This is a genomic window from Streptomyces sp. NPDC127197 (genome assembly GCF_042672405.1).
GTDB classification, from domain to species: Bacteria; Actinomycetota; Actinomycetes; order Streptomycetales; family Streptomycetaceae; genus Streptomyces; species Streptomyces flavusporus.
Genome location: NZ_JBHXVG010000005.1, coordinates 259236 through 274404 on the forward strand (window position 1 = coordinate 259236; position 15169 = coordinate 274404).

The window sequence follows — 15169 nt, forward strand, 5'->3', positions numbered from 1 at the left end:
GGCCGCCCGGTGCCCGCTGCGCGGCCGGTACCGGACGCCCGTGACGAACGACTGAGCCACGCGCAACGCCAACTCCTGGCGTCTGCCTGCCCGTTCCGTCCGGGAATCGCGCTGCCCTTTCACCGAACCATCCCGAAAGGCCATGGGCCGTGCGTACCGCACTCAATCGTCGACCGACCACCGTTCGCAACCTCGGCATCCTCGCCCACGTCGACGCCGGCAAGACCACCGTCACGGAACGGATCCTCTACGCCACCGGCACCACCCACCGGCGCGGCGAGGTCCACGACGGCACGACCGTCACCGACTTCGACCCCCAGGAACGCGACCGTGGCATCACCATCTTCGCCGCCGCCGTCAGCTGCGACTGGGACGGGCACCGGATCAACCTGATCGACACGCCCGGGCACGTCGACTTCGCCGACGAGGTGGAGCGATCGCTGCGGGTGCTCGACGGGGCGGTCGCGGTGTTCGACGCCGTCGCCGGGGTCGAGCCGCAGAGCGAGTCCGTGTGGCGGCAGGCGGACCGGCACGGCGTGCCGAGGATCGCCTTCGTCAACAAGCTGGACCGCGCGGGCGCCGACCTCGATACGGCCGTCGCCTCGATTCGCGAGCGGCTCCATGCGGCGCCGCTGGTCGTGCAGTTGCCTATCGGCGCGGAAGACGGCTTCACCGGCGTGGTGGACCTGGTACGGATGCGGGCGCTGGTGTGGACCGACGGCGCCGAGGCGCTCGTAGAGGAGCCGGTTCCGCAGGAGCTGCGGGACGAGGCGCTGCGGCGGCGTCGGCTGCTGGAGGAAGCCGTCGCCGAGCTGCACCCTGCCGCGCTGGAGGAGTTCTGCGACCAGGAGACGCTCACGGCAGCGACTCTTGCCTCCGCCCTGCGCGACCTGACCCGGACCGGCGACGGCGTGGTCGTGCTGTGCGGTTCGGCGTACCGCAACCGCGGGATCGAGCCGCTGCTCGACGCGGTCGTGGCGTACCTGCCGTCACCGCTGGACGTACCGCCGGTGCGCGGCACGCTCGACGGGGTGGAACAGGAGCGGGCCGCCGACCCGGACGCACCGCTCGCGGCACTGGCGTTCAAGGTGAGCGCCACAGCGACGGGACGGCTGACCTACCTGCGGCTGTACTCGGGGACGATCGAGAAGGGAGACACCGTGTGGGACGCGGGCGCGCGGCGCAGTGAGCGGATCGGCCGGATCCTCCGTGTGCAGGCCGACCGGCACGCCCAGGTGGAGCGGGCGGTCGCCGGGGACATCGTCGCCGTGGTCGGGCTGAAGTCCGCCCGCGCCGGCTCGACCCTGTGCGCCCCTGGCGCGCCGCTCGTCCTCGAACCGCCGAGCGTCGCCGACCCGGTCGTCACCGTGGCGGTCGAGGCCGCACGCTCCACCGACACCGACCGGCTGGCCACGGCGCTGGCCCGGCTGGCCGAGGAGGATCCGTCGCTGGTCGTGCGGACCGACCCCGAGACCGGGCAGACGGTCCTCTCGGGCATGGGCGAACTGCACCTGGAGGTCGCGGTGGAGAAACTCCGGCGTGCCCACGGGCTGGACGTGCAGGTCGGCCGGCCGAGGGTGACCTACCGGGAGACAGTCGTGCGCGGCACGTCCGGGCACGTCCATCGGCATGTCAAACAGGACGGCGGAGCGGGCCAGTTCGCGCAGGTCGTCCTGGATGTCGAGCCCCTGGAGACCGGCTTCGAGTTCCGTTCGACGGTCGTCGGCGGCCGGGTGCCGCAGGAGTACGTCCGGGCGGTCGAGGCCGGCTGCCGGGACGCCTTGGCGGAGGGGCCGCTCGACGGGCACCCGGTGACCGGGCTGCGCGTCATCCTCACCGACGGGGCGACCCATGTGAAGGACTCGTCCGAGATGGCGTTCCGGACGGCAGGTCGGTTCGCGCTGCAGGGCGCCCTGCGGGCGAGCACGATGGCCCTGCTGGAACCAGTCGTCGAGGTCACGGTCACCGTGCCCGAGGACGCCGTCGGCAGCGTCCTCGGTGACCTCGCCGCCCGGCGCGGCCGGGTCTCCGGCTCGGTCACCCGGGCGGGCTCGGCGGTCGTCACCGCCACGGTGCCGCTGGCCGAACTCTTCGGCTACGCGACCCGTTTGCGCAGCCGCACCCAGGGCCGCGGTACCTTCACGGCCCGGCCGACGGGGTACGCGCCGGCGCCGGTGACGGTGTCGGCGCGGTAGTGCCGAGGGCGGCCCTCCCGTATGCGGGCTGGGCCGCCCCCTGTCCGTAGAAACGCAGACGCACAGATGCCAGGAGCAGCCATCAGTTCCGATTGGTACCCCATGTCGATGACGTGGCAGGACCTCGACCCCACCACACATCCGTTCAATCCCGATCAGGCACTCGACGTGGTGCGTGACGTGGTGTCCTCGCAGGACCCCGAGTCGGGACGACCACGAGGGCTGTGGTCAACCCATTCGATTGCCCGCGGCCTTGCCGAGCACTACGGCTCGTGGGCCTTCGGTTGGTACCACGCGGTGGATGAATCCCCCTACTCCGGGGCGATCATCAGAGATCTTCCAGTCAGCGGTCTCGGCGCCCACGACCTGGAGCAGCAGGCACAGCGGTACGCCAGCGCACTGCTCCAATGGCGCGCGTGGCTGGAGGAACTCGCTGCCTTCTTCGCGCAGTTCGCTCCGGGGTCGGACACCGACGAAGAAGAGGTACGGCGGCTGCGCGAGCGTGCTGTCGCGCCTCTCGTGACGCTTGTCGTCGAGCGCACCGAGGCCGGTGAGCTGTGGCGTGGTCCGTGCGCGCAGGCGTTCGCGTGGTACCTGGAGTCGACCGGCATGTCCGCCGGGGAAGCGGAGGATTTGGCGGACGAAGTGGTGGACTCCGCTTTCGAGAGCTGGGTCGCCCCCGACGAGGAGGCGGTCGGCCGTGCCAGGGAGACCATTGGAGAGCACGGTGCGTGACGATCTCCAGAGCTGGCTCAGGGTACGCTCGCAGATCGCGTGGGAGCAGGCGTCCGAGGAACTGGTCGGCCCCATCCGAGGCCGGTGCGACGGGATCGACGTGGCCGCAGGCGCTCGCGACGAGCCGGGTTATACGGCGCGTGGAGAACGCATGCGCGCAGCTTGGCGATCGGTCCGCGACGACGCCGTGGCCGAGCGCTCACTCGGCTTCGATCTCATGACTGGGTGGCAGAAGCTGGTCCTCGGCCGTCCGGACGTCTCGTTCCGGACACTCCCTGCCTTCTCCAAGGGGGGACGCGAACGGTACGGCCTGTACGCCGGAACCCGTGAGCAGTTCGAGGAGTGCCTGGCGCAGGCCAGTGCCGCCGGTACGGACGTCCCTCTTCCCGCCCGCGCCGCCCGCGCCTACCTGGATGTGTGCTTCTTTCACCCGTTCGACGACGGCAACGGGCGCGCGGCCCTGCTCACGATGGCATTTGTCCTGGCACGCGAGGATGTGTTCCTGGACGAGGTCGGCCCCGTGCAAGTACAGAGGTACGCAGATGATCCGGTGGGCGCACTCTCATTGGCCCGCCTGATCCACGTCCTGGCCACGGCAGCGGCACACCGCCGCCAGGCACGCACCCCGTACCCGTGAAGGGCACAGAGGCGCCGGATCGCTCCGCCCGGCGCGCCCGGGTCTCCGGCTCGGTCACCCGGGCGCGGCACGTTCACGGCCCGGCCTACCAGGTACGCGCCGGTGATGGTGTCGGCCCGTTGACGCCGACGGCGGCCCCTCCCGTGAGCGGGCGGGGCCGCCACTCAGGCGGCCCTTTGCCTCACCTGTCGGTGATCACGGAGAGCCAGGCCGCGTCCTCCGCGCCCGGCGCACCGGGGCCCGGGTCGGGCAGCCAGCGCACCTCGCCCGTGCCGAGAGCGACCGTTGCCCGCGGCCGCATCGGCCCGTCGCCCCTGCGCGAGAGCAGGACGAGCTCCCAGACCGTCGCCGTCATGGCGTCGAGCCGGGCGGCACAGTCGGCGGTGACCCGCTGCGCATCCCGGGTCCGGCCCAGGGACAGATGCGGTGTGAAGCCCTTGGCGCGCCCACGACAGCGTGGGAACCGTTGCTGCAGAGCGCGGTACAGACCCGCCCACGGAGTCTCGCCGGCCGCCGCCGGGTCGAGCCACACAGTGAAGTACGCCCGGTGCCGAAAAGTGCGCACCCCGTTCAGCCGGGCGGTGAAGACCGGCGCCTCGGCCGCCGCCGCGGCCAGCAGCGGGGCCGCCCGCTCGAAGTCGGACTCCGGCACGAAGCCGAAGAGCAGATTGACGTGCGGCGGCCAGCGGTGGATCTGCGGATCGTGATCCCGGCGGATGTCCTGGATCGGCGGCCACAACTGCGCAGGCGGGATCCACGCCACCGCCGTGCGGGGCGTCGGGGATACGTCGAGGACGCCAGTGGGCTCGCTCCCGCCGAAGCTCGGGTCGGTTTCCACACCGTGATGGTCCGATACGGGCCAGCCCTCGGGGGTGGGCGCATCACCCCGCACCCGGCCGGCGTCCGACGCGTCGATGCAGTCCACACCCGTGGCCCGGTCCCAGACCACCTCGCCGTCCGCCTCGATGAACACCACCCGGTGCCACGGGATGTCGCCCCCGGGCACGAAGGAGGGCAGCGGGATGCGCTCGGGGGCGTCCCCGCGCTGGCTGATCCCCAGCACGAAACGGGCCGGGTCGAAGCGCGGGTCCCAGAGGACCCGGTGATAGATCTCGTCGCTGGTCCGCATCACGCCTCCTCTCCCTCCAGGATGCGGCCGTTCATGTCCTCGACGGTCCCGTCGGAGAGCCCAAGCTGAACGAAAAACAGCTGCGCAAGGCCCTGGCGACGTACCGCGACCTGGCGATCGACCGGCATGAGACGTTGATCCTCTGGAGCGCGTCAAGGGCCTGTCGAGCAACCTGGCGCTACTGCTCGTCGCCGTCCGCCTCGGCGGCGTACTTGATCAACAGGGCTGCTTCCGGAGGCGTAGGTGGTGGTGCAGTCGGGGGAGGGGCACTTTCCCTGGCTGGATGACGCGGCGAGGTTGGTCGCGACCACGCAGACGCTTCGTTGACGTCTTCAGCGGTACCTGATCCCACGTTCGTCGAGTCTCGTCACTCATGGCGGCCCGCGACAGTCGTCTGCACATGCCGCGTGTACGGCCCACCGGCGTTACACGCCCGCCTCCACCAGGAACGGGCTGCGCTTGCCGGACCAGGAGACGTAGAGGCTGTCGCGCGCCCTGGTGCAGGCCACGAACAGCAGGCAGCGTTCGGCCATCATGTCCGTCTCGTGCTGTTTGGGGTCCACGTCGGGCGGCGTCACCGCTTTGGGGAACGGCAGTGCCTCCTCGGTGACGCCGATGACGGCGACGCAACGGAACTCGAGCCCCTTGAACGAGTGCATGGTCCCGACCCGCACGGTCGTCGCTTCGCCCTCGGCGTCCGCGGCACGCAGCGGTGTGGCGGGGACGCCGGCGGCCTTCAGATGCGCCACCGTCTTCGCGCACGTCTTGTTGAACCGGGTGCTGACCCCGATCTCCCCGGCGCCGACGCCCGCGTCCATCCACGCCCGTATCTGGGTGACGAGCGCGTCCAGTTCGGCCTCCTCGGTCGCCGCCGCGTGCACGGCGGGCCCGTCCCCGTGGAGTGCGGAGCGGTATCCGAGCAGGGTGTCGTTGCGGTTCTCGTCCTCCAGCTGGGCGATGGGGCGGCCGACGAGCAGCGCCGTGGACCAGCGCAGGATCTCCTGGGTGCTGCGGTAGTTCTTGCGGAGCTTCACCGACCGCCCGGTCACTTTGATGCCGAGCGACTTCAGGGACACCTTCGAGTCGTAGATGCGCTGATGCGGGTCGCCCGCGATGAACAGGTCGTCCGGGCGGGCGGGAACGGCCGCGCGCAGCAGACGCCACTGCGCCGGGTGCAGGTCCTGTGCCTCGTCCACCACGACATGCCGGTACTGCGGGCCCTTCTCCTCCAGCAGCCGGGCCGCCTCCGCACACGTCTGCAGCCAGGTGCGTGCCCCGCCCTCTGCCAGTCCGGCCGTGAACCGCTCCACCGTCTCCCACACCAGGGGCCGCTCGGCCTGGGGCAGCCGGCTCCCGCGGCCACGCCGGTCCGCCGCCTCGTACTCGGCCAGGGTCCTGATGCCCTGGGCGAGGATGACGTGCCGGTACTCCTGTGCCAGGAACCGCGCGCTGCCAGTGAAGCCCGTCGCCTTGGCGGCCTTCGCCCAGCGGCTCTCCTCCTCGTTGTTCATCAGCGGCCGCAGGGCCACCGCGCCCGGCGCCTCGGCGATGACCCGGCTGGCGAAGCCGTCCACCGTCGAGATGTCCACCCGCTCGCGCAGCTCCGGGTCCTCCACCAGGGACTCCAGTCCCGAACGGAGCGCGTTGACGAGGGCGTTGGTGTACGTCGTGAGGAGGATGCGGTCGCCGTCGCGCAGGTATCCGAGCAGGTGCTTGACCCGGTGCAGCGCGACGACGGTCTTGCCGGTGCCTGGCCCGCCCGTGATCTGGGCAGGACCCGAGTAGGACGCGCGGTAGGCCACCTTCCGTTGAGACGGATGCAGGAAGACCCGCCAGGCCGCGAACGGCTTCTCAAGGATGTCCCGCAACTCCTCCGAGGCCGTGACCAGCGCGATGCGCGCCCGGCTGTGCTGGATCGCCGTGTCGTAGTCCTGCGTGTCCACCGGCTGCGCCGCCGCCTGCAGGGCGGGGGCGACGATGTCCTGCCACACCTCCTCGACCGTGCAGCCCTCCGCGAGGTACTGCAGCACCTCGCGCTGGTCCTGCGGCAGCAGCGGCGCGAAGACCTCCAACTGCTCCTTGTCGACGAGCGACCGGGCCTGTCGCAGCGTCTCGGCGTCGATGCCGAGCGCGGTCAGGTCCCCGTCGGAGAACTTCGCGAAGAGCCGCTCCTTCGGCGAGGCCTGAGCCACCCGCTCGTACGCCGGCGTGATCGCGTCCAGGGTCGCCGCGTCCCGGATCTCGACGGCCCGGGTCACCTCGTTGATGCTGGACTTCTGCTTCTTCGCCCACGCGATGGCCTTGTCGTGCTGCATGACCCGCAACAGGACGAAGGTGTCCCCGGAGGGCGGGGCGAGAACCACACCGCGCCAGAACTGGTCGATGCGGATGGTCCGGATCTGCTTGTCCTTCGCGTTCGTCAGGCTCTCCAGCTTCAGCCCCGGGTCCTTGAAGAGCTGATCGAGAGTGAGCCGGTTGAACTTCTCCCAGGCGTCGAGAACGCCCTTCCTGACCGGCGGCTGGAGCTTGGGGAGTTCGGCGAAGAAGCCGATGTCGAAGGCGAGCTGCGGCATGCGTGGATCCTAGTGTCCGGTCGGGCGTCGGTGCGGACGAACAAGCAGGTCAGGGCGAGGAATGGGGGATGTCACCGTCGAGATCCAGCCGGATCACAGCCAAGGTCTCGGCCACCTCGGCGGTAAGTTCGTCGTCAGGGCCGAACACCAGACACAGATCCGCGTGCAGCGGGTCCAGGACGTCGAAGGCGTCCGCCGCCCGCCCCTGCGCGAGCAGCAGCATGCCGATGTCGCGGCGCAGTTCCACGGCGTTCTCGCTCACGTCGCCGTCGACGGAGCGGACGACATCGAGGACGCCGTGCAGCCCCGCCAGCGCCTCGGTCACCTGCCCCAGTTCCCCGCGGCAGCGGGCCGCCTGCGCCCGGCTGTCCAGCGCCTCCTCGCTGCTCGGGCCACTCACGCGCGCGTAGGCGTCGGCGAGTGCCTCGAACTCCGGCAGCGCGGCCCGGTGGTCACCCGCCAGCTGACGGCTGACCGCCCGGCGCATCCGCAGCCCGAGGACCGCCTTGCTCTCCGAGCCGAGAGCACGCGCGGCCGGCTCGATCATCTCGCCCACCACCTCGGCGGCCTGCGCATACCGCTCCTCCTCCATCAGGGCGCGGTAGTGCGCGTGCACGTCGAGGATCTGCTCCCGCAGTGCCTCCCGCTCGGCCGCGGGGACGGCAGGTGGTGCGTCCGGCCCGGCGGGGGACGCGGCGGGCCGCGCGCTCGCGGAACCGGCGCGCGAGCGGGGCGCGTACGGGCGGCGGAAGATCCCGGTCGGGTCAGGCACCCCGGCGGGCCCTGCCTCCTCCGGTACGGACTCCTCGCCGGTCACCGGCAGGAACGGCCGCAACCGCTCGTACACCTCCTGCACGTCCGCCGGACGCGCCTCGGGCGCCTTGCGGAGCAGGTGCAGGACGAGTTCCTCCAGCGCCGCCGGTACGTCGGCACGCAGCTGCCGTAGCGGCGTCGGTGCCGCGTTGACGTGCTGCATCATCAGCTGCCACTCGCTGTCCCCGCCGAACAGCGGCCGTCCGCAGAGCAGTTCGTGCAGCACGCAGCCCAGCGCGTACAGATCGGTGCGCGGCGTGACCCGTCCGCCGCGCACCTGTTCCGGCGCCATGTACTGGTGCGTCCCGATCGGACTGCCCGTCACGGTCAGCTTGGTGACGTCCGTCCGCAGGATCGCCGCGATGCCGAAGTCCAGCACCTTCACCGTGCCGTCGCGGGCGACGAGGATGTTGCTCGGCTTCAGGTCACGGTGGACGACGGGCACGTCGTGCGCGTACGACAGCACCGTCGCAACCTGCGCCGCCACGGCCACCGCCCAGCTGAGGGGCAGGGGCTGGTCCGGGTGCACGTAAGCGGTCAGCGGCACGCCGTCGACCAGCTCCATCACCAGGAACAACTGCTCGTACGACTCGTCCAGATCGGCGTCGTACACCTGCGGCACGCCCGGGTGCTGGATCCGCGCGGTGATCCGCGCCTCGCGTTTGAACCGCTTCTCAAGTTCTTGCGCCAGGTGCGGTGACGTGACGGCCTGCGGGCGGATGAGCTTCACGGCGACCGGCCGGTCCAGTACGGCGTCGTAGCCGCGCCACACGTCCCCCATGCCGCCGTGGCTGAACTGCTCCAGCAGTTCGTAACGTCCCGCGATCCGCCGTGGTTCCGGCACCTGGCCCCCGCCCCGTCGAGTGTCCGAAAGGTCTTCGATGTGGTTGGGATCAGTGTCGTGGGTGGAGTTTGGTGAGTCCAGCCGGGGCGCACGTGAGCTATGTGATCAGGACAGGGAAAGGGCGGTGCACTCCGCCCAGATGGTCTTGCCGGGGCCGCCCTCGGCGCGGGGTGAACAGCCCCAGCGGTCCGCCAGCGCCTCGACGAGGAGCAGCCCGCGTCCGCTGTCGCCCTCCTCGGGTGTGGTGGTGGGGAGGAAGGGGAGGTGTTCACCGCGGGTGTCGCTGACCTCGATCCGTACGGTGCCGGTGGCCGGGTCGGCGGTGAGGAGGACGCGGAAGTCGCGGCCAGCGACGTGCCCGTGCCGTACGGCGTTGGCGCACAGCTCCGACGCGATGAGTGTGACGACGTCGTGCGCGTCGCTGCCGTACGGGATGCCCCAGGCGTCGAGGCGGTGCCCGCACAGGCGCCGGGCCAGGCGGGCGCCGCGCGGGGTCGAGCTGAAGCGCATCGTGAACTGGCGCACTGGGAGGGGTGATTGTGTTGCGGTCATGCACTCACGGTGGCCTTCTGTGGCATAGCGTGACCAGTGGTGATGCGCTGACACCGATCTTTCGTACGGGGCGGGCGCGGGTGCTGTACGGGTCGGTACGCGGGGGAGAGGCGGTAAGGCGATGACCGAGGTGAGGGACGAGGAGCCGGCGGCGCGGGGGCAGGAGCAGCGGCGGCCGGAGGACGAGCCGGGGACGGGCGTGGTGACCGTGTTCGGACGGCAGTTGAAGCTGCTGCGGACGCGGGCGGGACTGGACCGGGCCGAGTTCGGCAAGCTGGTCGGTTACTCGGCGGACACGGTGGCGTCGATTGAGCAGGGGAGGCGAATTCCGCAGCCTCGGTTCATCGACAGGGCGGATGAGGTGTTGGGGGCCGGGGGTTTGCTGATGGCCATGAAGGAGGAGGTGGGGCGGGCGCAGTATCCGGCCTACTTCCAGGACGCGGTTCGCTTGGAAGCCAGGGCTGCGGCGCTCAACCTGTACGCGGTGTACGCGGTGCCGGGCTTGTTGCAGACGGAGGACTACGCACGGGCCGTCTTTCAGATGCAGCGCCCACTGCTGCCCGACGAGGTCATCGAACAGCGTCTGGAAGCGCGCCTGGCCCGACAGGAGGTCTTCAGTCGGCGGCCCGCGCCTCTGATGAGTTTCGTGATCGAAGAGGCGGTACTGCGGAGGCCGTTGGGCGGCCGGAAGGTCATGCGGGAGGCGCTGGAACAAATCCTGTTGACGGCCCAGTTGAGGCACGTTGAAGTGCAGGTCATGCCGACCGATCGTGAGGACAATGCTGCGTTGGGCGGCCCCTTCACGCTGATCGATACGGACAAGGGACAGCGCATCGCGTACGCAGAGGTACAAGACGACAGTCGGCTGTACACCGAGGTGATCAAGGTGCGTGAGTTGGAGGCTCGGTATGGCATCCTCCGGTCACAGGCCTTGACGCCGAGCGAGTCATCCGCCTTCATCGAGAAACTGTTGGGAGAGTCATGAGCGTTCGCATAGCGCACGCCGTGCCAGAGGTCGCCTGGCGCAAGAGCAGCTACAGCACAGGCGGCGGCGGGGAATGCCTCGAAGTCGCAGCCGTCCCCGGGGCCGTCCTGGTCAGGGACTCGAAGCGGCCAGAAGGGGAGCGGCTGGCCGTGGGGGCAGCGGCGTGGACGGACTTCGTGCGACTTGCCGCCGGGCGCTGATCGGCAGACGTACGGCAAAGGGGCTCGGTGCGTGCATCGCACCGAGCCCAGCTCCTGTCAGAGCCCGTCCAGCCCCTCCTCCCGGCGGATCATCCGCCAGGCCGCCCGGCGGGCGCTGCGGTCGAGGTTGGACTTGAAGTCCCGGTCGGTGCCGAAGTAGCGCTTGCCGAGGGTGTCGATCGTGGAGACATGATCCATCATGTTCTCCTCGAACTTCTTGTCGAAGACGATGCCGAAGTTCTCCTCGTCATTGACGAGGGCGGCGGCCCGAACCTTCGGGTCCTCCTTGGTGGCATTGAAGGCCGGGAGGACATCCTCCTCGGTGAACTCCGTGCCGAACTTGGCGTTGAACTTATCGATCAGCTCGGACAGCAGTGACTTCTCGGCGTCCTTCGCACCGCCCACCCCGTCGCTGAATCCCTTGAGTTCGGCGGGGCCTTCGGGGTTGAGGGACACATCGTGCTCGCCGGTCTTCTCGACGCGCAGGTGGCTGAGATCCACCTCTCCTATGTCGACTCCGCCGTCCGCGAGGCGGGGAAGGCGGTTGAGCAAGTGGCGCCCGTAGAGGTACAGGCGCTCAAGCTCGGCGTCCTGGTACGGCACGATCTGTGCGAGGAAGCCGTACTTGCGGACGTAGTCGTTCAGGTTGGCCCGGAACTCCTCAGCCGTCTCGGCGTCGTCCTCCTCCTCGCTCTCCAGGAGGGCGGTGAAGCGGGTGACGGCGGGGGACAGGAGCCGGTACAGCTCAGCGTGCAGCTTCTCCCACTTGGATTGGGAGCCCCCTGCCTTCTTCTCCGCCTCGATGTACGCGGCGACGAACTCGTCCATGTCCTGCTCCGAGATGATGGGGGCGGACATGACGCGACTCTGCGCCGTGTAGAGGAGGTTCGGATCGGAGGGCAGGGTGTGCGCTTCCTCGAAGTACGGGCGGAAGGCGTCCTGGATGTCCTCGGCCTCGTTGACGAAGTCCAGGACGGCGAGGTCGGCCTGGGACTTGCGTTCGGTGGTGCGGTTGAGGCGGGAGAGGGTCTGCACGGCGGCAATGCCGGTCAGCGTCTTGTTGACGTACATCGTGGTCAGGAGCGGCTGGTCGAAGCCGGTCTGGTACTTCTCGGCGACGACGAGGATTCGGTACTCCTGCTGCCCCTTGCCGCCGGCCTTCGCGGCCCTGTCGTCGGCGCGGGTGTAGCCGAACGCCTTCGGCAGCGCGCTCTCCGGCAGACCGCCGTTCTCCTTGCTCTCAGTGGTCTCCTCACCGTCGATGGTGAGGGACCCTGAGAAGGCGACCAGGACGCCCAGGTCCGGGTACTTGGTGTCGTACTCGACGTCGGCGATGTAACTCCGGATGGCCCGCGCCATCTGCACGGCGGAGTGGCGGGAAGCCGTGACCACCATGGCCTTGGCGCGTCCGCCGAGCCGGCCGCAGGTGTGGGCGACGAAGTGCTCGACGATCACCTGGGCATGCTGCGACACCGTGTGCTCGTGCATGAGCGCGAACCGGGCGAGCAGGCTGTTCGCCTTGGAGGGGTCGACCTCCTTCTCGTCGCGGTTCAGGTTCGCGAGCTTCCAGTACGTGTTGTACGTGACGTAGTTGCGCAGCGGGTCGAGGATGAAGCCTTCCTCGATGGCCTGACGCATGGAGTAGGTGTGGAAGGGCCGGTAGACGGGCTTGCCGTTCTCTATGCCTTCCGTACCGAAGAGTTCGAGCGTCTTGGACTTGGGCGTGGCGGTGAAAGCGAAGTAGGAGAGGTTGGCGGCCTGGGAGCGCGCCACCGCCTTCGCCTTCAGCTGGTCGTCCACGGTGACCGTGGTCGCGCCCTCGTCGTCCGAGTCTGCGTCCAGGCCGAGGTCGCGCAGGGCGGACTTCACGGCGGTGGCGGCGTCGCCGGACTGGGAGGAGTGCGCCTCGTCGACGATGATCGCGAAGCGGGTTCCCTTGATCTCTGTGGGGTTGCGCTTGATGTAGTCGAGCAGCGCCGGGAACGAGTGCAGGGTGACGGTGACGATCTTGCCAGTGTCCCGGGAGAGGGCGCGGGCGAGCTGTTCGCTCTTGGACCCGTGCTTCTCGTCGACCTTCACGACCAGACCGTCCGTCTGCGAGAAGCTGCCGACGGTCGCCGCGAGCTGGGCGTCCAGGGCGCGGCGGTCGGTGATGACGATGACCTTGTCGAAGACGGGCTCGCCGGGCTTGATACGGCCGCTGGCGAGGGCTTCGGGCCGGAGAACGTGCGGATCGGTGCGGGCGTGCAGGTCGCTGAGGCGGTGGGCCAGCCAGCCGATGGTGTTCGACTTGCCGGACCCGGCGGAGGCCATGACCAGGTAGTTCTGGCCGGCGCCGTGGACGGACGCGTGCGCGGTGAGCTTCCGGACCACGTCCCACTGGTGGAAGCGGGGGAAGATCGTCGACTTGGTGGTGCCGCCGCCGGGCGTCTTGTGCTTCTGCTGGTGCACGAAACGCTGGAGCAGGTCGAGCCAGTTGTCCCGCTGCCAGACCTGTTCCCAGAGGTAGGAGGTGGCGTACGCCCCGTGGGCCGTGGGCGCCGGGTTGCCGGCACCGCCGGGCTGGCCGGGGCCGTTCGAGCCGGTGTTGAACGGCAGGAACCGGGTGCTCTTGCCGCGCAGTTGAGTGGCGACGAAGACCAGGTCGGGGTCGACGGCGAAGTTCGCGATGACGCGCCGCGTGAAGATCAGCTCGGTCGGGTCCCGGTCGGTCCGGTACTGCTCCTTGGCCTGCTCGACGCCCTGCCCGGTGAGCGGGTTCTTCAACTCGGCCGTGGCCACCGGGATGCCGTTGAGGAACAGGGTCAGGTCGAGGCGGTGGCCCCAGTCGGCCTGCTTGGTGGCGTAGGGGAGTTCACGGACGACGGTGAGGCGGTTGGCCCGGTAGCCGTCGAGGACGGAGTCAGCGGAGATGAGGTTGGGCTTGAAGTAGGCGACACGGAGGCGGACACCGCGGTCCTTGACGCCGTTGCGGAGGACGTGGAGCAGGCCGTCATCGGCGATCGCCCGGTCGAGGCGCTGCGCGAAACCGCGCTGGGCCTCGTTGGGGTCACCGCCGTAGACGGTGAGGAGTTCGTTCCACTCGTCGGGCTGGGTCGCGCCGAGGAAGGTGAACAGCTCGTTGGTGTCGAGCCCGAGGTCGGCTTGGTAGTCCTCGGGGTTCGCCTCGCACCAACCTCGTTCGCAGAGGGCGGCAACGATGGCGGACCCGAAGGAGGACTCGTCGTGCACGGGGCTCATACGGCGACTCCTTCAGTTACGTTGCGTCCGCTGGCGGTGGTTACGTCGAACTGGCCGGTTACGGCGGCGGTGATGAGGGCTTGGCGACGCTCGGTCAAGAGTTGAAGCTGTCGCTGGCGCAATGCTCGCTGGCGATCGAGCGACTCGATCCTCCGCTCGACGGATAGAGCAAGCTGGGCCTGTCGCTCGACCGGAAGCACGGGGACCCTTATTGCTCGCACGTCAGGCAACGAGAGTTGCGTCTTGGTGCCACCGTACTGGCTCCGCATCAATTCGGACTGGACAGAGGTCGAAGCGGCAAGAAGCGCAAGCCATCGGCTGTTGAGTCGACTGCTGTCTGGACGTACAAGGCAAACGTGCTGGCTGACGTAGCCATTGGCGACTGCGTCATCAGCAAGGCATACCCACCCTGCGTTCGCCCCCGTGATGCCAATGAGTACGTCTCCCCTCTTGATCCTTGCTCGCTGACCTTCGGTCGCCTCGGACTCCGGGATCTGTACGTAGGCAGTGTTCGCTAGCTTGGGCTGGATTCGGTCCGCATGGAGATTGGCGCTTCGGAAGAAGAGTTCGCCGCTGTCGGCGATGTACTCGCTCCATCCGCGGGAACCGCTGGTCACCAAGAGCGAAAGATATCCGAGTCTTGCCTTCTTGGGTTGGGTACCGACATCACCCAACAAATCCAACACGCGGAGACGGCGATGCTTTAGGAGGTCATCTTGTTTATGCATCGCGACCGCAAGGCGATCGAGACGAGCGGTCTCGGCGTCGAGGAAGTCGGCGATGCGGCGCTGTTCCTCCAGCGGTGGCAACATGATTCGCAAGGACCGGAGCCACTCGTTGTCGATTTCGACTTGATTTGGTCGAACTCCCCGCGAGAGCGCTGCATACTCTGCGGTATAGGGTGCTGAGCGGAGGAGCCAGTTCAGAAACCGGTCGTTTTCGTGATGGGCCGGGCGGAAACAGATGTAATGCCCGGAAACAATCCCTCTGAACGGAGAGATTCCGACTGAGCCTTGCCAAGCCTTCATGCGATTTACGACAAGCCAGCCAGGGTGCACAAGTTGGTAGATGCTGCGATCCAGGGCCGCCTTGTTGAAATTGTCGTCGCGACCGTCACGTCGCACCACGCCGTGATCGCGGTAGACGCTTAGCAGGTCCTCTTCTGGGTGGTTCACGTCTTTGACCCGATCGAACATTGACCAAAGAGGTGCGGATCGCCAGTGTGAAGGCCATGAAACCGGCGATCCCTGAGAGAGGCGAACGTCA

General features: G+C 68.9%; 12 protein-coding genes. 5 read left to right on the top strand and 7 right to left on the bottom strand.

The features are described from left to right. The first annotated feature begins 149 nt into the window (after positions 1 to 149). The 3 genes from fusA (at position 150) to ACFVJQ_RS10665 (ending at position 3567) form a co-directional block, all read left to right on the top strand. A complete protein-coding gene (gene fusA / locus ACFVJQ_RS10655; RefSeq protein ID WP_385782598.1) occupies positions 150 to 2195 on the top strand; it encodes an elongation factor G in 2046 nt (681 codons plus the stop codon). 108 nt (positions 2196 to 2303) lie between these two features. Continuing rightward, a complete protein-coding gene (locus ACFVJQ_RS10660; protein ID WP_385782601.1) occupies positions 2304 to 2930 on the top strand; it encodes a hypothetical protein in 627 nt (208 codons plus the stop codon). A gap of 151 nt (positions 2931 to 3081) precedes the next feature. Next, positions 3082 to 3567, top strand: coding sequence for a Fic family protein (locus ACFVJQ_RS10665; RefSeq protein WP_385782604.1), 486 nt, complete (start codon positions 3082 to 3084; stop codon positions 3565 to 3567). Between the two features lie 181 nt (positions 3568 to 3748). On the opposite strand, the gene ACFVJQ_RS10670 is transcribed toward ACFVJQ_RS10665, so the two are convergent. The 5 genes from ACFVJQ_RS10670 to ACFVJQ_RS10690 all read right to left on the bottom strand — a co-directional run bounded on the left by ACFVJQ_RS10670 (position 3749) and on the right by ACFVJQ_RS10690 (position 9478). Then, positions 3749 to 4696, bottom strand: coding sequence for an RNA repair domain-containing protein (locus tag ACFVJQ_RS10670; RefSeq protein ID WP_385782607.1), 948 nt, complete (start codon positions 4694 to 4696; stop codon positions 3749 to 3751). Beyond that, positions 4696 to 4824 carry a hypothetical protein gene (locus ACFVJQ_RS10675; protein ID WP_385782609.1) on the bottom strand — a complete coding sequence of 43 codons (129 nt, stop codon included), beginning with the start codon at positions 4822 to 4824 and terminating at the stop codon, positions 4696 to 4698. The genes ACFVJQ_RS10670 and ACFVJQ_RS10675 overlap by 1 nt, the downstream gene beginning before the upstream one ends. Positions 4825 to 5121: 297 nt before the next feature. Then, positions 5122 to 7269 carry a UvrD-helicase domain-containing protein gene (locus tag ACFVJQ_RS10680; RefSeq protein WP_385782612.1) on the bottom strand — a complete coding sequence of 716 codons (2148 nt, stop codon included), beginning with the start codon at positions 7267 to 7269 and terminating at the stop codon, positions 5122 to 5124. A gap of 49 nt (positions 7270 to 7318) precedes the next feature. Beyond that, entirely contained in the window at positions 7319 to 8863 is a 1545-nt protein-coding gene (locus ACFVJQ_RS10685; RefSeq protein WP_385782833.1) for a protein kinase, read from the bottom strand. A gap of 168 nt (positions 8864 to 9031) precedes the next feature. Continuing rightward, a complete protein-coding gene (locus ACFVJQ_RS10690) occupies positions 9032 to 9478 on the bottom strand; it encodes an ATP-binding protein (RefSeq protein WP_385782615.1) in 447 nt (148 codons plus the stop codon). Between the two features lie 121 nt (positions 9479 to 9599). Between ACFVJQ_RS10690 and ACFVJQ_RS10695 the strand changes: the two genes are divergently transcribed. Next, positions 9600 to 10463, top strand: a complete 864-nt coding sequence (locus ACFVJQ_RS10695; RefSeq protein ID WP_385782618.1) for a helix-turn-helix domain-containing protein — start codon at positions 9600 to 9602, stop codon at positions 10461 to 10463. Next, positions 10460 to 10663: a DUF397 domain-containing protein gene (locus ACFVJQ_RS10700; RefSeq protein WP_385782621.1), complete on the top strand. Its 204-nt coding sequence runs from the start codon at positions 10460 to 10462 to the stop codon at positions 10661 to 10663. The genes ACFVJQ_RS10695 and ACFVJQ_RS10700 overlap by 4 nt, the downstream gene beginning before the upstream one ends. A gap of 57 nt (positions 10664 to 10720) precedes the next feature. On the opposite strand, the gene ACFVJQ_RS10705 is transcribed toward ACFVJQ_RS10700, so the two are convergent. Together ACFVJQ_RS10705 and ACFVJQ_RS10710 are read right to left on the bottom strand one after the other, a co-directional pair. Next, entirely contained in the window at positions 10721 to 13903 is a 3183-nt protein-coding gene (locus ACFVJQ_RS10705) for a type I restriction endonuclease subunit R (protein ID WP_385782624.1), read from the bottom strand. After that, positions 13900 to 15099, bottom strand: a complete 1200-nt coding sequence (locus ACFVJQ_RS10710) for a restriction endonuclease subunit S (protein ID WP_385782627.1) — start codon at positions 15097 to 15099, stop codon at positions 13900 to 13902. Before ACFVJQ_RS10710 ends, ACFVJQ_RS10705 begins: the two co-directional genes overlap by 4 nt. Positions 15100 to 15169: the final 70 nt, after the last annotated feature.